Here is a 20,270-nt window from a genome sequence, read left to right as displayed (position 1 = left end):
TTAGAGAACCTCGTTCTCTAACCCCCGTTTAGAAATTTATTTCTAATGGGGCAAAATATTCAAAATAAAAAGATGCAAAAAGAAAATTCCACTCCTTGCGGGTGGTCACCGAAAATGGTGAAAAATCAAAATTTTTTTCCTCGCAATATCTTACTTAAAAATGGCCGCGTAGTGAATTTAAAGGTTTTGGAAAAACCAGCGCGTCAGAATGGTGTTATTATTTCGCCTTATGTTTTAAATCTTAAAACAAAACCAGAAAAGAATATTCAGAAAGACATTCCCAATCTATTAAATTTAAAAGCTGCGGCTCCAGGCTATCGCCTGGAAAAAATATATCAAAAAAAACAGGAGTCCGCTTTTCCAAATACCAATGTTATTTCTCGCTCCCTGCCTCCGAAAAATTTTATAGTCCGAGAAAAGCGCGCGTCTTCTGTTTTTGATTATAAAGAGGTTGAATCTCCAAGGAGATTTACAAAAAAAGCCCCCCGGAAAGCTCCTCATCGAAGGGCAGGTCTCGCATCGTCCCAATTTTGGAATCCGCTTCAAAAATGGTATAGGAACCAGACCAGCAAGATTAATTTCTTGACCATCCCGCGCCTTAGCTTAAAGCCCGTCAAAGTACCTATTCGCAGTAACCCCGCTTTAATTTATAAAAAGAAATCCCTGGCAGCCTTTCTTATTTTTTGCCTTCTAGGATCTACTGTTATTTCGGGTTTGTCTTTTTACCAAAAGACCTTTGATTTAAAAGAGAGTGTTTTCGCGAAAGCGAATATCGCTTACGCGCGTCTTAATGATGCCCAAAATTTCTTGGGCGAACAAGATTATAATCAAGCTTCCTCGGCCTTCGCGGAAGCAAGCCAGAATTTTGCCGCAAGTTTAGGGGAGACGCAAAAACTAGGCAAGATCACCCTCCAAACCTTGGAATTGATGCCTTTGTCTAACCAATTATCGCAAGGTCCGAAAATTTTAAAAGTGGGGGAGTATTTGGCAACGACCGGGGAATATCTAACCCTTGCTGTACAGCCATTTCAGGATGTAGAAGCGATTTATCCGTCTCAAGTTAAAACATCGGAAAAATCTAGCCATACCTTGACCGCGGCAATTTTAGAATCCCGTGATAATCTCAATATCGCTTTATCCAACCTGCAAAATGCCAAAGATGAAATCAATAAGGTGCAGGTAGACAAATTAGACAAGGACATTCAAGAAAAGATTAATCTTTTACAACAAAATATTCCTCTTCTTGAGGCGAATTTAAAAAACTTTTTTTCCTTCAGCCAAGATTTATTGAAAATTTTGGGGCACGAGAAGACGAAACGTTATCTCCTGCTCTTTCAAAATAATAACGAAATTAGAGCGACAGGAGGATTTATTGGTTCTTATGGCCTTTTGGATTTAGATGAAGGTCAAATTAAAAAGCTTGAAATTGACGGCATTTATAATCCCGATGGGCAACTATTGGAAAAAATCACTCCTCCCTCTCCTATCCGTTTTGTAAATACGCGCTGGCATACGCGGGATGCTAATTGGTTTCCTGATTTTCCCGCCTCCGCGGAAAAGGTCGCTTGGTTTTTTGAAAAAACTGGCGAACCTTCCGTTGATGGCGTAATCGCTATAACTCCCAATTTAATGGTTGAACTTTTAAAACTCACTGGTCCTATTGAAATGCCAGAATACGGGACTACGATTGACGCTAATAATTTTGTGATGCAAACGCAGAAAGAAGTGGAATTAGAATATGATCGAAAACTTAATCGTCCAAAGCAATTTTTAGCCGATTTAGCGCCCCGCGTTTTGAATGAAATTTTAAACACGGAAAAACCTCAATGGCTCTCTCTGCTTCGCGTGTTTTCTAAAATGCTGGCGGAGAAACATTTGCTTTTTTATTTCTTTGACCCGGAATTACAGAGTTTTGTGGCAGGGCAAAACTGGGATGGCAGAATAAAGGATGCCTCTCAAGATTACTTCGAGCTGGTGAATACCAACATCAACGGAGGTAAAACAGATAATATGATCAAAGAAACGATTAATTTAACGACAACTATTAATGACGATGGAACAATAGTAAACGACGTAGAAATCATTCGTCAGCATACAGGCAACTCTGAATGGCCAAGTATAAATAATATTGATTATTTGCGGCTTTATGTGCCCAAAGGCAGTGAGCTCATAAAAGCGGAAGGATTTGACAAAGTTAACCTTCCTCCTTTTTCTTATGAAGAGATGCAATACGCGCGCGATCCGCTTTTAGAGGAAATCAGAAAGACCAGCCGCACCGAAGAAACCTCGGGAACGACCATTACCGAGGAGTTCGGTAAAACTTGTTTTGGCAATTGGATTTCTGTTAAACCCCAGGAACAAGCGCGGGTGAGGTTTCAATATAAATTGCCTTTCCAGGTCAAACCTTCAATGTTGAATAATCTGGATAAATATACGCTCTTAGCGCAAAAACAAGCGGGGAGTTTTGGCAGTACTTTGAACTTTAAAATCATTCTACCCTCTGATTTAAAGTTAATTTGGCAATATCCGGAGAATGTCAGTCTTTCTTCTGAAAATATAATTTCAGGCACTATAATTTTAGATACAGATAAATACTTCGGAATAGCAGTGGAGAAAAATTAAAATTCCACGGGCTTACGCTCATGGCAATCTAATAAACGCCGCCGCTTGAAGCTGAAAATGGAAAAATAATAAATTCCGCGCCTTCCTGCGGGGTCTTTCTATTCCGCAGGAAGAATCTCCAACTTGCCTGCCTACTGGCAGGTAAATAGTAGGTAAGTAATCAGGCGGACACGTCCCCGCGAGCCTAGGCCCGCGGGGATCTTCTTCCATAAAAAGGCGCGGAATAAACCAATGAATCAATGAAACAATATAATTTAAGCCGCTCCACAATCGCTTCTGCCAGCCTTATTCTTGCTTTCACGGCATTCCTCTCTAAAATTTTAGGGCTACTCCGTGATCGCCTTCTTGCTTCTCATTTTGGCACCGGCACTATTTTAGATGCTTATCAAATATCCTTCCTTTTGCCTGACTTTATTTATAACCTTTTTATCGTCGGCGCCCTTTCCGCGGCTTTCATCCCTATTTTTTTGGAAGTCTACCAAAAAAGGAAAAAACAAGCCTGGAATCTGGCCGCGGAGTTAGTAGGTCTTTTAAGTATTGTTATCATCTTAATCTTATTTGTAAGTTACATCTTTACGCCCCAAATCGTGAATCTTTTGGGTAAATTGGCGCAGTCTGCGGGCACAAAATATAACGCCGGCGATCTTTATTTAATTATTAAACTGACGCGGATAATGTTGATTGCGCCTTTGCTTTTAGGTCTTTCCGCTCTTTTTACGGGCATTCTCCAAAGCTTTAAGCATTTTCTAATGCCCGCCCTTGCCCCTATTTTTTATAACCTCGGCATTATTGGCGGCATTCTATTCTTAACTCCCTTTTGGGGAATCTACGGCGTGGCTTTCGGTGTCCTTGCGGGTTCTTTTCTCCATTTGGCAATTCAATTGCCTTCCTTGGCTACTGCCGGGTTCCGTTTCAAACCAAAATGGGGGTTTTCTATGGAGGTAAGAAGAGTGATAAAGCTGGCGATCCCGCGCACCTTCGGTTTAGTGGCTCAACAGGCGGGTTTTTGGATTAATAAAATTATTGCCTTTACTTTAGGAGTTGGCGCTGTGTCTGTGTATTATTTTGCTAATAATCTTCAATTTTTACCCATCAGTTTATTCGGCGTCTCTATCGCGACCGCCACTTTTCCTGACCTAGCTTCTTTTAGCAATGGTCAGGGGAAAAAACAATTTATTCAAACATTGTCTCGTTCTTTTTGCCAGATTATTTATTTAACCGTTCCAGTGAGCGTTATTTTTCTCCTTTTACGCGCCCAAATTGTGCGTTTAGTTTTAGGCACGGGTGAATTTGATTGGTCTAGCACTATAAGGACGGCGGCTACTTTAGGATTCTTTTCCATTTCGATTTTTGCCCAGAGTTTAATCCTTCTTCTTGCTCGCGCCTTTTTTGCTTTAAAAGACACTAAAACGCCAGTCATCGTAAGCGTAATTTCACTTTTAATCAACATCGTCTTGAGCGTATTTTTATCCAAAAGAATAGGCGTCGCTGGGCTCTCCTTAGCTTTTTCCATTGCGAGTTTTATGGATATGTTGGCTCTCTTGATCATCTTAAGGTTGAAATTAGAAAATTTAGACGATACTAAAATTATCAAATGCGGTTTAAAAGTTATTTTGGCGACTATTCTGATGGGTGGCGCGGTTTATGGCTCTTTATACTTAATCGCGCCTCTTGTGGATATGCATAGATTTTGGGGCGTTTTGGTGCAAGCTATGGGCGCGACGATCATTGGCACAGCGACCTATTTTTTCTTGACTTTACTTCTAAAATGTGCAGAAATTAAGTTAATTCTTGAAAAAATTAAGAAAATAAATGTTAGACCAAATCAGCAGAGCCTTTGATAACTATTGGCAAATTACTCTCTATAAAATGCCGATTCTCATTATTGCCCTTTTGGTCTTTTTGATTTTTGTGGTTATTGCGAAAATCACCCGCTCTTTTTTTAATCGTCTGGGGAATAAAATCAAATTGCAAACTCAAGAAAAATTTCTCATAGGTTATATTGCTAACTTGCTCGTCATCGCTATGGGGGTAGTGATAGCGCTAGGCATCTTGGGAATTAATCTGACGGCTCTGATTACCGGTGTTGGTTTAACTGGTTTAGTGGTAGGTTTCGCGCTTCAGGATGTGATCAAAAATTTCGTGGGCGGAGCGATGATTTTAATCCAAAAGCCGTTTCGAGTTGGAGACCAGATTCGGGTGGATCGTTATTCCGGCAAGGTCAAGGAAATCAAAGCCCGTTATACCGTCTTGCGCACTTTTGATGGCAATGATGTCCTTATTCCCAATCAAATAATTTCAAACCAAATCATTGTTTGCACTACCTCTTTTCCAAAAAGGAGAAGTGATTTTATTTTCTGTATCAAGGACGATAACAGTATTAAAAGGGCGATAGAAAAAGGGATAGAGGCTCTTATCCAAACTCCGGGAATTTTAGAGAAGCCAGCGCCTCAAGTTTGGATCAATAAAATTGAAAGGGGATATATCGCGCTTAGATTCTTTTTTTGGTGGACGCATTGGCAAGAGGAAGGCGAAATCCTTTCGGTTAAATCTTTAGCGCTGAAAAATGTTAAGGAAAAATTTGACCGCGAAGGGATAATGCTGCACAAATAAAGTTTGTCCTATTCGTTTTTGCTTGTTTAGATATTGCGGCGAAAGGGCAGTTCATACTCTTTTTTTATTATTTATAATATTCCGTTAAGCCCGAGAGATATGAATCAAAGCGAAATCCGCAACTTTTGCATTATCGCCCATATTGATCACGGCAAATCCACGCTCGCTGACCGTTTTTTGGAATTAACCGGCACAGTGGAAAAACGAAAATTAAAAGAACAAACCCTGGACACTATGGATCTGGAGCGGGAAAGGGGGATTACGATTAAATTGCAGCCTGTGCGCATGGAGTGGAAGGGTCATATTTTGAACTTAATTGACACGCCCGGCCATGTTGATTTTACTTATGAAGTTTCACGCAGTCTTGCCGCTTGCGAAGGCGCGATTTTACTTGTGGACGCGACTCAAGGGATTCAGGCGCAGACTTTGGCAAATTATAATTTAGCGCGCGAACAGAATTTAAAAATTGTCCCTGTTGTAAATAAAATTGACTTGGTAAATGCCGAAACGGAAAAAGTGCGCCAAGATTTAGCAGGTCTATTGCGGATATCAACCGAGGAAATTCTGCTAGCCTCTGGCAAAACAGGAGAGGGAGTAGCGGATATCTTAGACAAGGTTATTAACATTGTCCCCGCGCCATCAGGGAACCCCCAACTGACATTACGCGCTTTAATTTTCGATTCTTTCTATAATACCTATCAAGGCGTGGTGGCCATGGTAAGAATTGTGGATGGAGAAATCACCCACGAGGCAAAAATAAAAATAATCGGCACCGAGACGCAAGCGGAAGCGTTAGAAATTGGTTACTTTATTCCAGGGAGAAAAAAAACTGAAAAATTGCAAGCGGGTGAAGTAGGTTATATTGCCACAGGGTTAAAAGAGGTGGCGAGGTGCCGCGTTGGCGATACTATAACGGAATTAGTAAGCATGAATCAGGAATTAGGAATCACTCCCTTGCCCGGCTATAAGGAAATTACACCAATGGTGTTTAGCCAGATCTTTTGCGTGGACAGCAACGAATACAATAAATTAAAAGCCGCTCTTGGTAAATTAAAATTAAACGACGCTTCGCTCTCTTATGAACCGGTTTCCTCGCAAGCTTTGGGTTTCGGTTTTCGCTGCGGATTTTTAGGCCTTCTGCATATGGACATTATCCGCGAACGTTTGGAAAGAGAGTATAATGTTAATTTAGTTCTGACGGCGCCGACCGTAAATTACAAAATCTATCCAAGGAGCGGAGAAATGACGTTTTTAAATAACCCCGCGGAATTGCCCCCGCTATCAGAAATTGACTATATTGAAGAGCCATACGTCGCAATGGACATTATTACACCTGTTCAATACCTGGGGCAGGTGATGGAGTTGGTGCAAAAACGGAAGGGGGAATATCTTAATCAGCAGTATTTAACGTCTGGCATTACGGTTTTAACCTATAAAATTCCGCTGGTCAAAATTATTTTGGATTTTTATGATAACCTCAAAAGCGTTTCTTCAGGCTACGCCTCTTTAAGTTATAAATTAGCCGGTTATCAAAAAACAGAAATTATCCTTTTGGATTTTTTAATCGCCGGAGACAAAATCGACGCTCTCTCCATGCTCGTATATCCGGATGAGGCTTTCGGCATTGGTCGCGCGATGACAGGGAGATTAAAAAAAATCATTCCCCGCCAAATGTTTGAAGTGGCAATTCAGGCGGCAATCGGCGGTAAAATTATCGCCCGCGAGACATTAGGCGCTTTTCGTAAAGATGTTACCGCAAAGCTTTATGGCGGTGACCGCACGCGTAAAGATAAACTTCTGGAAAAACAAAAAAAAGGCAAGAAAAAAATGAAAAAAATTGGACGGATAGAGTTGCCTTCCGAAGCCTTTTTAGCTATACTAAAAAGAGAATAACTTGATCTATCAGATTTAACTTTTAACCTTTTACTTGAATTCTATGCGTTTAAAAGGTAAAAAAAGAATTTTAGCCACCATTATTGTTGTGATTGTCAGCCTATCAATGGTTGCATTTTACGTTCTACCTTATTTGAGATTTTAAGTTCTAATGTGAAACATCACGATAAACAAGTCACCACATTGAAGAGAATTTTGAGTTCCAAGCTGATTTTAGTAGGCAGTTTGATTTTATTAATCTTTATTTCCATCGCCCTGGGCAAGGCGATCTATCGCCGCCACGCTATTCAGCAGGAAATTCAAGCAATCCGTCAAGAAATTGAAAAGGCTGAAGGCAAAAACAAAGAATTATCGGGGTTAATCGGCTATTTTTCCACCGATGCCTTTAAGGAAAAAATGGCCCGCCAGAAACTAAATTTGCAAAGAGAGGGAGAAACAGTGGTCGCCATTCCTGTCAAAAAGAAAACAGAGGATGCGACGATTTTAGGAACGAATGATATCCAGCAAAATTCCACTGGCGAGAAAGTGGACGCAGGCAGGGACAATCCCCGCAAATGGTGGTATTATTTTTTTTCTAATCAATAACTTTGCGAATTCGCGTTCCTTGCTTTGTAAATTAAGGAAGGCAATTCGCTACACACTCAAAATGCAAGAAGAAAAACAGAAAAATGAACCCGCGGAGGATATAAAAAAGAAAACGCAATATGGTAAAAAGTTTTTTTTATGGATAACAGGCGGCGGTCTCATTATTTTAGTCTTGGGTTCTTTGGTTGTCCTGGGATTGGGCGTCTATAAATATCCTTGGCAATCCGAAGGACTTTCCGTGAATAAAGATGGTTGGCAACAGAAAATTTTAAGCGCGGCGATTGGTAATTTTCCTTTTCCTATCGCCGCCACCAACATTGAACAGTATAACTTCTTAAATCCGCAAGGAATTTTTGCCTTCCGCTTTATTCCAATTAAAAATTGGGAGTCAAATGTGGAGGCTTTAAAAAAGTATTATGAAAAGGAAGGAATGGACTTCACTACCTCCGATGGTCAGGAACAATTAAAGAGTTTGCAAAGCGCGGTTTTAGAGAAAATGATTATGGACAAGATTGTTTCCGACCTGGCGCGAGACAAAAATATTGTCATTGAGGACAAAGATATAGAAGCGGAGTTAAAACAAGCAGAGACCACTTTTGGTGGTTCGGATGAAATCGCAAAAATGGTTCAGGAAATGTATGGGTGGAGTATGGATGACTTTAAACAGCAGGTAATCGTGCCGTATTTGGAACAGACAAAATTATTGGAGAATGTGTTTAACGCCGATCAAGAAAATGAGGAAGTCCAAAAAAAAGCCCTAGAAGTCCTAGCCAAAGTAAAAGCGAAAGGCGCTAATTTTGAAGATTTAGCGCGTGAATATTCCGAAGATCCTTCTAGCAGCGAACAAGGCGGGGATTTAGGAACGTTTGGTCGCGGCGCAATGATGCCCGCTTTTGAAGATGCCGCCTTTGCGTTGAATAAAGGGGAAATAAGTGATTTAATCCAGACAGAATATGGCTATCATATCATTAAAGTGGAAGATAAAGGCAAATTAGATACTGGCGAAGAACAAGTTCATGCCCGTCATATCCTTATCCGCACCGTTGACCCCACAGAATGGTTCCAAAAATGGCTGGAAGAACAAAAGGCAAAAATGAAGATTTATAAGTTTATTGACTTAGGCAGCACTGAATAATATTTCAATAATTTTAAAAATCAATATTAATCTCGCTCCAGCGGATGGGTTGATTAAGTTTTTGGCGCACAAATTTAATCATCAATAGGGATATGATGACATATTGCGAGAGTAGCACAGTGGTAGTGCACTTGTCCCAAAAATGTCCAAGTTTTACTTGGTAACATTTTCGAGGATCCCGTGAATTCAAAATCTATCAGTTTAGAAGCTATTTAATTTCCTCAACCACTTGGACATAACGGGATCGCGAAAAATTTGCAAAATCAAAGATTTTGAATTTTTCGGGACTTCCCGAAGTTCCATATCAATTTTGCGGAGTTAGTTGAGCGGCTCAACGTAACCTTCCCAAGGTTGAAAGACGGGTTCGACTCCCGTACTCCGCTCCATTTTTTGCCTGCGAGCCGTCGGGTTTTTCTGCCCGCCGCCTGTGGCGGCGGGCACTGGTTTTCATCAGGAATTTCTGATAAAATGAGCCCAAGCGAAGTCGTAAATATACTCCATAAACTGATATAAAATAACAGTATCGCCCCCCCCGCCATCGCGAGCCTAAGTAGCTCGTTCAGGCGAGGCGGACGCGGCCTGCCCGCCATCGCTCTCAAGCCCATGTAGCTCAACTGGTAGAGCAACGGTATCGTAAACCGTAGGTTGTCGGTTCAAATCCGACCGTGGGCTCAGTCGAAAAAATAATGTTTGTCTAAAAAACATATGGACCCTTCTAATAGTCAACCTCGCCAAATGAAATTTGAAAAAGTAAGTTCCTCTCAAATCTTCGGGAAGCCGACTTATCACATTTGCTGGGGCAGAAATGATGACGGTACTGTCTCTATCGCTGACAAAGGTTTCATTAATATTGGGCTGAAGGCAAAGGGCAGTATTGCGATTGGTATTTTTGCAAAAGGCAAGATTGCTATCGGCTTATTTACAGTTGGTTTACTTTCCATAGGCAGTTTGAGCGCTGGCCTTATCTCTTTTGGCGGGTTGAGCTTGGGATTACTGTTCTCCATTGGTGGTTTGTCAATTGGCGTTATTGCTTTTGGCGGTCTCGCCGTCGGGATCATAGCTATCGGAGGATTGGCAATCGGTGGCTATGCGGTTGGTGGTGGTGCCATTGGTTTATACGCATTCGGTGGTTGGTTTAAAAGCTTATACCCATTTTCTGAAGCACCGGCCTTTATCCAATCAATTACATCTTTTTTTCGGTAGATAACTGTTGCCGCTACTCCTCCGCTAAAGCTACGGACGTGCACAGTAAAAAGTTGGAAATTGTTAAACCCTGCAGTAATAAACTTTACTTTACTACTGGAGCTCGGACTAATTCAAAAATACTGCCCATATGAAAAGTATAGTAAGTCTCATCAAAGGCAACAATCGTTACGAAAACATAAAAAGATCCCTTGCTATTTTAGAGCCGGAAATTAAAACCAAAATCCAAGACAAGAGAAAAATTTTAGTGAAACCGAATTGTGTCGCCATTCGCGCTGATCGTACCGAAGCAGTAACCCATGTTGACGCCCTGCGTGCGGTTTTGGATTTTATTTTTGCGGTCAAAGATAAAGAAGCGCGGGTAATCGTTGGCGAGGACTCCGGAGTGGGCGATACAGCCGAGGCTTTCAAAAACTTTGGTTATTTAGATTTGCCTCGCCTATATGATCTTGAATTAAGGGCTTTGGATAATGATGAGGGAGCGGCAATCAAAATTTATTCTAAATCTTTAAAGCGGGATCTTACCCAGCATATTTTTAGAGCTTTTCTAGACAGCGATTTTCGTATTGCGGTCGGACCGCCCAAAACCCACGACGCGGTAATTTTAACCTTGAGCCTGAAAAATATGGTAATAGGGGCGCTCAAGGAGAAATATAAAACCGGCAACCGCAATTTTCATCAAGGTCCTAAAGCTCTTCATTTAACTATTGCTTATTTAGCGAAAATCATTCCTCCCCATCTCGCGGTGATTGATGGATTTCACGCTATGGAAGGAAACGGACCTTCTGCCGGCAATATTGTTCCTCTGCATCTAGCCCTCGCTTCCTGTGATTTCTTGGCGGCGGATAGTGTAATGGCAAGAATAATGGGCTTTAACCCTAAAGATATTGGCTATTTGTATTATTGTGATAAACTAAAGTTAGGAAATATGGATTTCGCTCAAATCAAAATCAAAGGCAATACCAGTTTAAAAAATAATATTCATAAATTTAAACCCCATCTTACTTACTTTTTGCAGAAAAGATGGAAAATAAATAATCGAATCAGGAATAATGAATTATGAATAAAAATAAAATATTCCTAATTCCTTATTCATACTTTAGAGAGGAGGTGATTATATGTCTCTCACTTGGATATTATGGATTTTAATCGCCATTGTGGTCATTCTGATTATTATTTGGATTGTGAAGAAAAAAGGCAATAAAGGAGGCGGTGGCGAAGGCGCCGGTCCTACAATGCCCACCCCGCCACAATAATAATTTTCTGAAGAATCCTTTCGGATAAGAAAATATAAAAACAAGATTATACTTGCCGTTTATTTTGGTATAGAATGAAATAAAACAATAGACGGAATAAAATAATCCAAAATAAAATATAGACAAACCGAACTATTCTGAAAATAAAAAGGCTAAGATGACCATTAATCTAGCCTTTTTAGTTTTTACCCCAAAATACCCAGCCTTTGTTTAAGAGGCTATATATTATTGAAACGGTCTTCCGTCGCAGTTATTATTTTCTTCAGTGCAGCCTAGCTGTACCCATTCATAAAATACTGCTGGTTTGCCTTCAATGGCAAAAATAACTTTTTTGATATTGGGGAATTGCTTTAAAGTAGTCTCTATCTCAGCCATAAATTCCGCGCTGCCGCAGCTAGCGCTGACATTGGGAATAATACTCCGAAAATCGTAAAAATTGACATAAGCCGTTTCGTCTTTTATTTTCAATTCTTTTAAAATAAGTTTAGTTTTTTCCGAAAAAAATGAGATGTAACCTTGAGAAATCTCCTCGGGAGAAGGTCCTTTCAAAAGTTCTGTAAGAGACTGCAGGGCTATATTTTCCGGTATTTTATCAAATTCCCGCGTCACCGGATAAACCTTGCGGCAATCCTCCAGATTGGGATTAAAATTACTATTATTAAAATAGAGTTGCAAGATTATTTTGTTTGTCGCTCTCTCCTTTTTACTTTCCGAGCAAGGCGGTCGTTTGTAATTTAAAAAAACAACAGTTCCTTTGTTTTCTTGAAAACCAATCTTAAGCTCTACTGTTTCCAATTTCCCATCTTTTTCTTTATAAAATTCAAAGACATTGAACCCTTCTTCATCTCGCGCATCTTTCATTTCCCAACTTTTCAGAATAAAACCTTCTTTCAAAGAATCAATCACGTATTTAGACAAATTTCTGCCTTTATAAAAGCGATAAGCATAGCTCGCCTCAAAAGAGCACTCGCCTTTTTGGGAGGAAATTAATTGCATTCCTGGAAAACGGGGCAAATGCACTGTCTCCCGCTTGCCTTCTATAATAAAATTAACTCCTTGATCGCGTGCCAAAAATTCCCAAAACCCAAAAAGGATGACTATCAAAACAGCCGCAAGAATAATAATTTTGTTCTTTCGCCGCATAATTTATCTCACCAATAAAAAAGAATATTTTAATCTTATCATAGCATAAAATCTTTATTTCTAATATAATTTGGATTTTTATTATCTTAACGTTGAAATTTCCTGATAAATGTTCTAAAATAAGAGAAAAGCGAGCTTAAAACTGTATTATATAAATATAATGGATTTATTCAACCATCAAGGAGAAAATAACGTGACTATGCCTTTGGCAGAGCGGATGCGGCCTCAAGATTTAGATTATTTTGTCGGTCAGGAGGAGATTGTGGGCAGAGGTAAAACCCTGCGCCGCGCTATAGTGGCGGATAATTTAAGTTCCCTGATTTTCTGGGGTCCACCTGGATCCGGTAAGACCACTTTAGCCAAAATTATCGCCCATAAAACGCGCGCCAATTTTGTTCCCTTTCCCGCGGTAACAAGCAGCATTAAAGATTTAAGAGTGGTAATCCGTAAAGCCAAGGATGATTGGAATTTTCGCAAATGCAAAACTATCGTCTTTGTGGACGAAATCCACCGTTTTAATAAAGCGCAGCAAGATGCCTTTTTGCCGCATGTGGAGAATGGCACGATTACTTTAATTGGCGCCACCACCGAAAATCCTTCCTTTGAAGTAATCAATCCCTTGCTTTCCCGTTCTCAAGTTTATATCTTAAAGCCATTGTCCGATAGTAATATTAAATTTATTTTAGAACAGGCTCTGGCTGATAAAGAAAAAGGGTTAGGCAGATTTAAGATTAAAATCTTGCCGGAAGCTTTAGCATATCTTGCTAAAGAAGCGCAGGGCGATGCCCGTATTGCCTTAAACACCTTGGAACTAAGCTTTAAAGTGGCTACTTTGAAAAAAGGCGGCATGCGCGAAATTAATCTCAAAACCGTCCAGAATGCCCTGCAACAAAAATTGTTATTATATGATAAAGACGGAGAAGAACACTATAATATTATTTCCGCTCTCCATAAATCCCTGCGTGATTCTGATCCCCAAGCCGGACTCTACTGGCTCGGAAGAATGTTGGAAGCGGGCGAAGACCCTTTATATATCGCGCGGCGCTTGATCCGTTTCGCGTCTGAAGATGTGGGTATAGCCGACCCTCACGCGCTTCTCGTGGCTGTCGCCGCCAAGGAAGCCTGCCATTTTGTGGGGATGCCCGAATGTGAGTTGGCGCTCGCGCAAGCTGTCGTGCATCTAGCCTGCGCTCCTAAGTCCAATGCTTTATATTCTGCCTACCAAAAGGTAAAAAAAACAATCAAAGACACAGGTGCCCTGGCTGTCCCTTTGGTGATCCGCAACGCGCCCACGCATTTAATGAAAAAATGGGGTTATGGCAAGGGTTATCGCTACGCCCATAATTTTCCGGACGCGGAAATTTCCCAGCAGCATTTGCCTGATGAAATTACAGGAACAGTCTTCTATAAGCCAACGGAGAGGGGATTGGAAAAAAACATAAAGGAAAAATTAAATCCGGAGGTTAAAAAATTTTAAATTCTAAATTTTTAATTTTAAGTCCATTTTAAATGCTTGAATTTTAAATTTTAAAACAAAGAAAAAAAGTTTTAAAATTAAGAATTTAAAATTTGGATTTGATTTAAAATTTAGAATTTAAAATTAAAAATTGGTTTATGTTTCTCGCCGATTTTCATATCCATTCCAAATATTCCCGCGCCACATCGCGCGATATGGATTTAGAGCATTTAAATTATTGGGCAAAGGTGAAAGGAATCAATGTGATTTCCACGGGCGATTTTACCCATCCCGAGTGGTTTCGCGAGCTAGCTCTAAAACTGGAACCAGCAGAGCCCGGTCTTTTCGTTTTAAAAGACAAATATCAAAAGAGCCAAATGGAAGGAGTGCCCTATGCGCTTCCGCACCCTGCATCCACCCGCTTTATTCTAACAACCGAGCTTTCCTCAATTTACGGGAAACACGGCAAAACCTACCGCATTCACAATATTATTTTTGCTCCTTCCCTGGAAGTCGCGGAAGAGATTAATACAAATCTAGCTTGGGAATTTAATTTAAAGTCGGACGGTCGCCCGATCCTGGGCTTAGACGCGAAGGATTTAGCGGGACGGATAATGGCGATTTCTAAGGATTGTATGATCGTCCCCGCTCATATTTGGACGCCTTGGTTTTCGCTTTTTGGATCCCGTTCCGGCTTTGATCGGTTAGAAGAATGTTTTGAAGAGTATTCTCCCTATATTCACGCGATAGAAAGTGGTTTATCAAGCGATCCCGCGATGAATTGGAGATTATCCGCCTTAGACAAAATTGCTATCATTTCTAATTCGGATTCCCATTCGCCGCGCAAGATCGGCAGAGAGGCTAATGCGTTAAATTGTAAAATGAGTTATAATGAAATTAAGAAGGCGCTGGAAACCAAAGATAAAAACCAATTTTTATTCACAGTGGAATTTTTTCCCGAGGAAGGCAAGTACCATTACGATGGTCACGCGGCTTGTGATGTTTCTTTAAATCCCCAAGATTCTAAAGCAAAAAATAATATCTGTCCTGTTTGCCATCGGCCGCTCACGATTGGCGTCCTGCATCGCGTGGACGATTTAGCGGATCGCCCCCAAGGTTTTATACCCGAAAACAGCATTCCTTTCAAAAATCTTATTCCCTTGGAGGAAATCATTGCGGATGCGATAGGAATCGGAGTAGGCACGCGGGGGGTAAATGAAAAATATTTCGCGTTAATCCGCGAACATCGTAATGAATTTGCGATTTTACTTAATGTGAATGCGGAAGGCTTGCTCCGCGCCACCACTCCCGAAATTGCCCAAGCGATTATTAACACCCGGCTGGGGAAAGTGGAGGTTATTCCTGGTTATGACGGCATATATGGCAAGATTAAAGTCCAAAGCCCTAAAGTAAAAAAGAAAATCCAAGAAAAATTATTTTAACTTACTTTTCGCTTTTAGCTTTATATTATGCCCACAATCTTAGGTTCAGAAATAAAAAAAGAAATAGAAAATAGGCTTCCGCAAAGCCCGCAAGACAAGATAGACCAAATCCTAATGTATAGCAAGAGGGCGGCGGAAGCAGCGGAGAAAACCCGCAAATACATCCTTTGGAACACAATTATCCAGGTGGGGATGGTTGTTTTGCCGCTGATTGGTCTTTTGATTGCGATTCCTTTTATGCTAAAAAGTTTTTCCTCGGCTTATGAAGGCCTGCTCTAAGTATTTTTTTATTTTTTAATTCTCTGTGGACTCCATAGTCCCGACCGAAGGGAGGGCTGTGGAGCCCACAAAAAAAATAAAAAAATCAATTTATGAATAAGCTGATAAAATCTCCTTTTAGTGTCAAATGTCAGAAGTCAGATGTCAAATATTCTTTGAGGGGGTTCACCCTAATTGAACTTTTAGTTGTTATTGCCATAATTGGACTCTTAGCAACCATTGTCGCCGTTTCAGTAAACAGCGCCAGAGCAAAAGCAAGAGATACCAAACGCAAAGCTGATCTGAAACAACTGCAAACTGCTTTAGAATTATATTTTGATAGCAATAATGCGTATCCATCGACTGGCGGTAACTGGTGGGGCGTAAGTGCGAATGGCGGAAGCCGAGCTACAAGCGGCGCGAACGCATATATACCAGGATTAACTCCTACCTACATTTCTGTTTTACCCATTGATCCGCGGGGAGATACCAGTGGTTGGTCTGGGTATCTCTACGCCTCGAATGGAACAAATTACAAACTACTTTCTCATGCAAATGGACCGGAAAGTTTCCCAAGCGTAGGCCAGCCATTTTACGATCCCATACGCCCTACTTGGGCATGGATGTTGTGTAGCGGGGAGCCTGCTTGCAGTTCTTGGTAGTATTCTATTCAATCTTTTGCGCTGTATTGAATTCCGTGCCGCCAGCCAAAAAATAACTGAAAATTCGGTATTAAAAATGAATTATTATAATTACAAAAATAATTTATGCTATCATCCCCGTTAGGAATAATAGGAAGTAAAAAACGTCATTTTAAAAAGTATAAATTTCCAACTGGGTTCACCCTAATTGAACTTTTAGTTGTTATTGCCATAATTGGACTCTTAGCAACCATTGTCGCCGTTTCAGTAAACAGCGCCAGAGCAAAAGCAAGAGATGTAAAAAGGTCTTCGGATCTCAAAAATCTCACCACTGCTTTGGAAATGTATTATGATAAATATAATGCCTATCCCGTAGCTACCGCTTGGACAAGCAAACTAGGCTGTTATGGTCCCGCGAGCCCTAATTGGATTCCCGGCTTAGCCCCCGAATTCATCCCCGCCTTACCCTCCGATCCTCAAGGGGATTGTTCTGTGGGCAGGGATTATTTATATGCCTCTAATGGCACTGACTACAAACTCCTTATCCATGTTCCGGAAAATTGTTCTAACCCTGTGTACAAAAACATTATTGATCCTGTAAGAATTTGTTGGGCATGGGCAAGCTATACGGCTGGCTATAGAAACTGGTAATAATTTTTTCAAATAATATGCCTCAAGAAAAAAAATCTCTTTTTATCGTCTTTGAAGGGCTAGACGGAGCGGGCACCACCACGCAGGTAGATTTATTGGCGGGCTATCTGCGCAATGAAAAGCCGGAGCAAAAAATTTTAATCACCAAAGAGCCGACTAATAATATTATCGGGGGGCTCATCCGCGGTTGCTTAACCGGCGATTGGAAAACAACGCCGGACGGTTTACAGCTATTATTCGCCGCCGACCGCGCCCATCATTTAAGCCAGGTAATAGAACCGGCGCTTCGCGACCACTACATTGTAATTTGCGATCGTTACTACCTGTCTTCTATCGCGTATGGCTCTATTGATTGCGACCAAGAATGGATTTACAAAATTAATAAGAAATTCAGAAGACCGGATCTGACTTTCTTAATTGACGTGACCGCGGAGACAGCCATGGAACGAATGAAAAAAATCCGCTACAATGTTGAATTATTTGAACGCAAAGCGATATTGGAAAAGGTAAGAAAAAATTATCTTGATATCGCGCAGAAAGAAAAAAATTTGCATATTATTAATGGTGAAGAAATAATTACCCGCGTGCGGGATGACATTAATAAGTTTATAAACAAATATTTAGACACGTAAGCATTTCTGTCTTTGGTTAATGCAATTCTTTCAATATACAAATCAAAAAATTAGTGAGGTCTTCAAGGAGTTGGATTCTTCTCAAAATGGCTTGAGCCAGGCGCAGGCGGCAGGTCTCCTTGGTGAGATTGGTTTAAATGAAATTAAAACCAAGAGGACAAATCTTCTTGATGTTTTTTTAAGGCAATTTAAATATGCCTTTTTTTATCTTTTATTTTTCGCCGCCGTTTTCGCTTTCCTCACTAAAGAAATCACAGAAGGGATAGTTATCGCGTTTTTTATTGTCTTAAATGTTTTATTCGGCTTCATCCAAGAATTGCGCGCCAACCAAGCCGCCAAAATTCTCCAAGGTTTTATTCCTGAAACATCTAAGGTTCTGCGGGACGGCAAAGAAATGCTCCTTGACAAAAAATACTTGGTGCCGGGAGATATTATTCTCCTCGCCGCCGGAGATATCGCGCCGGCGGATTTAAGAATGCTCAAAGGGGTAAATTTTTGGATCAACGAGGAAGTTTTAAGCGGCGAAGCGACGCCAATTGCCAAAAATCCAACTGCCTTAAAAATGAAAACAGAAGAAATCTTCCAAGCTAAAAACATTATTTTTTGCGGCACAGAGGTTATCTCGGGTGAAGGAAGGGGAGTGGTAGTGGCTACGGGAAAAAACACCCTTTGGGGCGCGATTGCCAAATTAAGCACCCAAAAACCCAAACAAAGTATCTATGAAAAAAAGTTATTTGATTTTAGCAAGTCTATTATTAAAGTCGTTGTGCCGACCATCGCCGCCATATTTCTAGTTTATCTTATTTCAAGAGGTCTAAATCATTTTTTTGATTTTCTCATTTTCTGCATCGCTTTGATCGTCAGTATTATTCCCGAAGCTTTGCCTCTCATTACCACTTTCGCTTTGTCTCGCGGCGCTTTAAAACTAGCCAAGAAAAATATGGTTGTCAAAAGATTGGCGGCGATTGAAGATTTGGGAAATATTGAAATGCTCTGCGCGGATAAGACAGGCACCATTACGGAAGGAAAACTCACTTTGCAAGATGTTGTTTCCAAAGAGCGGGATCAATGTTTCCTTTACGCTTTGCTTCTCTCCTCATATCAGGAAGGGAACGCGGAAGGAGAAAATTCTTTTGACAGGGCGATTTATCAAAAAGTTCCTTCTAAAATTAAGATGGCGCGGGAATTAAAAGAGTTCAAAAAAATTACTTCCCTGCCCTTTGATTCCTTTCGGTTCCGGGAAAGCGGTTTATTTAAAGAAAAAGGGAGCGATAAATATCTTCTTGTTGTGAATGGGGCGCCTGAAACTGTGCTCAAGCTTTGCGCGACCTTTCCCGGAAAATTAAATAAAGAAACAATTGAAAAACAAATTCAAAAGAAAGGCCAGGAAGGTCAGAGGGCTTTAGTGGTAGCCTACAAAGAAATATCCAAAAAGCTTTCTCTGAAAAAAGAAGAAAAGGAACTGAATTTTTTAGGCTACTTCATCTTTAGCGATCCTTTGAAAAAATCAGCCTATCAAGCGTTAGGGCTCGCTAAAGATCTCGGGGTCAAAATAAAAATCTTAACCGGGGATAGCTTTGAAGTAGCGGGAGCAGTGGGGAAGAAGGCAGGTTTGATTCAGGACGCGAAAAAAGAAGTGATTTTAGGATCAGAGCTTAATTCCCTCTCCCCTCGCGATTTTTCACAAGCTTGCGATAAATTCAGTATTTTTGCCAGAATTTCTCCAACCGCTAAATTTAAAATCGTGCAGGCGCTGCAGAAAAAATATACCGTTGGTTTTTTAGGAGAAGGGATGAATGACGCTCCCGCCCTGAAAACAGCCGATGTTTCCCTCGTGGTGCGCCAAGCCGCTGATATCTCTCGTGAAAACGCCGACATCATCCTTTTGGAAAAAAATCTCCATGTAATTATTCAGGGCATTCAACAGGGACGGCACATTTTTGCGAATATTAACAAATATATCAAATGTGTTTTAGCCAGTAATTTTGGTAATTTTTATTCCATTGCCCTGATTTCTTTATTCTTGCCATTTTTACCGATGCTCCCCGCGCAGATTCTGCTTGCCAATCTACTGCCCGACTTTTATTTAATTTCTCTGATTACCGACAGAGTTGACTTTGCCGAATTAAAAAGACCGAAAAAGTATCAATTTAGCAAGATGTTTCTATTAGTAGCTCTTCTGGGCGCCGTAGCCACGGTTTTTGATGTAATCTTTTTAGCCATTTTTTACCATAGTAGTTCCGGCGTCATTCAAACCCTCTGGTTTATGGAAAGCGTGCTGGCGGAAATTGTGCTCATCTTTTCCATTAGAACCCACAAATTTTTTCTGAAAGCCCGAAAGCCTAGTATTCCGTTGGTGATCCTCGCCATTTTAGCCGTCTTCTTCACATTCGCGCTTCCATTAAGCCAATTGGGGCAAAAGTTTTTTCAATTTTCATCTCTTCGCGCTTCTCATCTATTGATCATCAGTATTTTAGTGATAGGATATTTTATTGTGAGCGAAGGAGTAAAATTAACCTATTTCCGCTTGCACAAAAATAATTTTTAAAAATCGCTTTTAAGTCAGGAAAATTAATTGTTCTTTTCTGAAAAATCCTTCGGACAAGATAGGAGATGATGCAAATATGGTGAATGAAAAATTAATCTTGAGCGAAATTATAAAAACCCATTACCTCGCTTGGATTGCCAGCAGGATTCTACGCTTCTGCTACTTCTGCCTCAAGAAACTTTCATTCCTTTT

The 20,270-nt window shown here is 40.5% G+C and carries 17 protein-coding genes and 2 tRNA genes; 18 read left to right on the top strand and 1 reads right to left on the bottom strand.

Annotated elements, in window-relative coordinates; genetic code table 11:
• Positions 1 to 45: 45 nt before the first annotated feature.
• The 11 genes from PHW01_05225 (at position 46) to PHW01_05175 (ending at position 11,307) form a co-directional block, all read left to right on the top strand.
• Complete coding sequence (locus tag PHW01_05225; protein MDD5627378.1) at positions 46 to 2,622, top strand: DUF4012 domain-containing protein; 2,577 nt, start codon at positions 46 to 48, stop codon at positions 2,620 to 2,622.
• A gap of 239 nt (positions 2,623 to 2,861) precedes the next feature.
• Positions 2,862 to 4,463, top strand: coding sequence for a murein biosynthesis integral membrane protein MurJ (murJ, locus tag PHW01_05220; protein ID MDD5627377.1), 1,602 nt, complete (start codon positions 2,862 to 2,864; stop codon positions 4,461 to 4,463).
• The gene (locus tag PHW01_05215; GenBank protein ID MDD5627376.1) at positions 4,435 to 5,235 is read left to right on the top strand and encodes a mechanosensitive ion channel family protein; all 801 of its coding nucleotides are present in this window, start codon (positions 4,435 to 4,437) and stop codon (positions 5,233 to 5,235) included. Before murJ ends, PHW01_05215 begins: the two co-directional genes overlap by 29 nt.
• 99 nt (positions 5,236 to 5,334) lie before the next feature.
• Positions 5,335 to 7,128 (top strand): translation elongation factor 4, encoded by a 1,794-nt coding sequence (lepA, locus tag PHW01_05210; GenBank protein ID MDD5627375.1) that lies wholly within the window; start codon positions 5,335 to 5,337, stop codon positions 7,126 to 7,128.
• Positions 7,129 to 7,281: 153 nt separating this feature from the next.
• The gene (locus PHW01_05205) at positions 7,282 to 7,713 is read left to right on the top strand and encodes a septum formation initiator family protein (protein ID MDD5627374.1); all 432 of its coding nucleotides are present in this window, start codon (positions 7,282 to 7,284) and stop codon (positions 7,711 to 7,713) included.
• Positions 7,714 to 7,774: 61 nt separating this feature from the next.
• Positions 7,775 to 8,848 (top strand): peptidylprolyl isomerase, encoded by a 1,074-nt coding sequence (locus PHW01_05200; protein MDD5627373.1) that lies wholly within the window; start codon positions 7,775 to 7,777, stop codon positions 8,846 to 8,848.
• A 312-nt stretch (positions 8,849 to 9,160) separates the two neighbouring features.
• Positions 9,161 to 9,234 (top strand) — tRNA-Gly (locus PHW01_05195).
• 213 nt (positions 9,235 to 9,447) lie between these two features.
• Positions 9,448 to 9,520: transfer RNA gene (locus PHW01_05190), tRNA-Thr, on the top strand.
• Between the two features lie 18 nt (positions 9,521 to 9,538).
• Complete coding sequence (locus tag PHW01_05185) at positions 9,539 to 10,051, top strand: hypothetical protein (GenBank protein MDD5627372.1); 513 nt, start codon at positions 9,539 to 9,541, stop codon at positions 10,049 to 10,051.
• A 130-nt stretch (positions 10,052 to 10,181) separates the two neighbouring features.
• Positions 10,182 to 11,114 carry a DUF362 domain-containing protein gene (locus PHW01_05180; GenBank protein ID MDD5627371.1) on the top strand — a complete coding sequence of 311 codons (933 nt, stop codon included), beginning with the start codon at positions 10,182 to 10,184 and terminating at the stop codon, positions 11,112 to 11,114.
• A gap of 55 nt (positions 11,115 to 11,169) precedes the next feature.
• Positions 11,170 to 11,307, top strand: coding sequence for a hypothetical protein (locus PHW01_05175; GenBank protein ID MDD5627370.1), 138 nt, complete (start codon positions 11,170 to 11,172; stop codon positions 11,305 to 11,307).
• 225 nt (positions 11,308 to 11,532) lie between these two features.
• On the opposite strand, the gene PHW01_05170 is transcribed toward PHW01_05175, so the two are convergent.
• Positions 11,533 to 12,450, bottom strand: coding sequence for a GerMN domain-containing protein (locus PHW01_05170; protein ID MDD5627369.1), 918 nt, complete (start codon positions 12,448 to 12,450; stop codon positions 11,533 to 11,535).
• A 160-nt stretch (positions 12,451 to 12,610) separates the two neighbouring features.
• On the opposite strand from PHW01_05170, the gene PHW01_05165 reads away from it, so the two are divergent.
• The 7 genes from PHW01_05165 (at position 12,611) to PHW01_05135 (ending at position 20,078) form a co-directional block, all read left to right on the top strand.
• Positions 12,611 to 13,927, top strand: coding sequence for a replication-associated recombination protein A (locus tag PHW01_05165; GenBank protein ID MDD5627368.1), 1,317 nt, complete (start codon positions 12,611 to 12,613; stop codon positions 13,925 to 13,927).
• Between the two features lie 137 nt (positions 13,928 to 14,064).
• Positions 14,065 to 15,348 (top strand): endonuclease Q family protein, encoded by a 1,284-nt coding sequence (locus PHW01_05160; protein MDD5627367.1) that lies wholly within the window; start codon positions 14,065 to 14,067, stop codon positions 15,346 to 15,348.
• Between the two features lie 27 nt (positions 15,349 to 15,375).
• Positions 15,376 to 15,627, top strand: a complete 252-nt coding sequence (locus PHW01_05155; GenBank protein MDD5627366.1) for a hypothetical protein — start codon at positions 15,376 to 15,378, stop codon at positions 15,625 to 15,627.
• 92 nt (positions 15,628 to 15,719) lie between these two features.
• Positions 15,720 to 16,268 (top strand): prepilin-type N-terminal cleavage/methylation domain-containing protein, encoded by a 549-nt coding sequence (locus tag PHW01_05150; protein ID MDD5627365.1) that lies wholly within the window; start codon positions 15,720 to 15,722, stop codon positions 16,266 to 16,268.
• A gap of 105 nt (positions 16,269 to 16,373) precedes the next feature.
• A complete protein-coding gene (locus PHW01_05145; GenBank protein ID MDD5627364.1) occupies positions 16,374 to 16,898 on the top strand; it encodes a prepilin-type N-terminal cleavage/methylation domain-containing protein in 525 nt (174 codons plus the stop codon).
• Positions 16,899 to 16,915: 17 nt separating this feature from the next.
• Complete coding sequence (gene tmk / locus PHW01_05140) at positions 16,916 to 17,530, top strand: dTMP kinase (GenBank protein ID MDD5627363.1); 615 nt, start codon at positions 16,916 to 16,918, stop codon at positions 17,528 to 17,530.
• Between the two features lie 19 nt (positions 17,531 to 17,549).
• A complete protein-coding gene (locus PHW01_05135; GenBank protein ID MDD5627362.1) occupies positions 17,550 to 20,078 on the top strand; it encodes an HAD-IC family P-type ATPase in 2,529 nt (842 codons plus the stop codon).
• Positions 20,079 to 20,270: the final 192 nt, after the last annotated feature.

This window comes from Patescibacteria group bacterium (assembly GCA_028717685.1).
Taxonomy (GTDB): Bacteria; Patescibacteriota; JAQUNI01; order JAQUNI01; family JAQUNI01; genus JAQUNI01.
Note: the sequence above shows the minus strand (reverse complement) of the source record. Positions and strands in the feature narration are given on the sequence as shown.

Coding starts and splice junctions, on each gene's coding strand:
- PHW01_05215 (MDD5627376.1), top strand. CDS start 4,435: ATGTTAGACCAAATCAGCAGAGCCTTTGATAACTATTGGCAAATTACT.
- PHW01_05200 (MDD5627373.1), top strand. CDS start 7,775: ATGCAAGAAGAAAAACAGAAAAATGAACCCGCGGAGGATATAAAAAAG.
- PHW01_05145 (MDD5627364.1), top strand. CDS start 16,374: ATGCTATCATCCCCGTTAGGAATAATAGGAAGTAAAAAACGTCATTTT.
- PHW01_05225 (MDD5627378.1), top strand. CDS start 46: ATGGGGCAAAATATTCAAAATAAAAAGATGCAAAAAGAAAATTCCACT.
- PHW01_05135 (MDD5627362.1), top strand. CDS start 17,550: ATGCAATTCTTTCAATATACAAATCAAAAAATTAGTGAGGTCTTCAAG.
- murJ (MDD5627377.1), top strand. CDS start 2,862: ATGAAACAATATAATTTAAGCCGCTCCACAATCGCTTCTGCCAGCCTT.
- tmk (MDD5627363.1), top strand. CDS start 16,916: ATGCCTCAAGAAAAAAAATCTCTTTTTATCGTCTTTGAAGGGCTAGAC.
- PHW01_05150 (MDD5627365.1), top strand. CDS start 15,720: ATGAATAAGCTGATAAAATCTCCTTTTAGTGTCAAATGTCAGAAGTCA.
- PHW01_05165 (MDD5627368.1), top strand. CDS start 12,611: ATGGATTTATTCAACCATCAAGGAGAAAATAACGTGACTATGCCTTTG.
- PHW01_05170 (MDD5627369.1), bottom strand. CDS start 12,450: ATGCGGCGAAAGAACAAAATTATTATTCTTGCGGCTGTTTTGATAGTC.
- PHW01_05160 (MDD5627367.1), top strand. CDS start 14,065: ATGTTTCTCGCCGATTTTCATATCCATTCCAAATATTCCCGCGCCACA.
- PHW01_05155 (MDD5627366.1), top strand. CDS start 15,376: ATGCCCACAATCTTAGGTTCAGAAATAAAAAAAGAAATAGAAAATAGG.
- PHW01_05175 (MDD5627370.1), top strand. CDS start 11,170: ATGTCTCTCACTTGGATATTATGGATTTTAATCGCCATTGTGGTCATT.
- lepA (MDD5627375.1), top strand. CDS start 5,335: ATGAATCAAAGCGAAATCCGCAACTTTTGCATTATCGCCCATATTGAT.
- PHW01_05180 (MDD5627371.1), top strand. CDS start 10,182: ATGAAAAGTATAGTAAGTCTCATCAAAGGCAACAATCGTTACGAAAAC.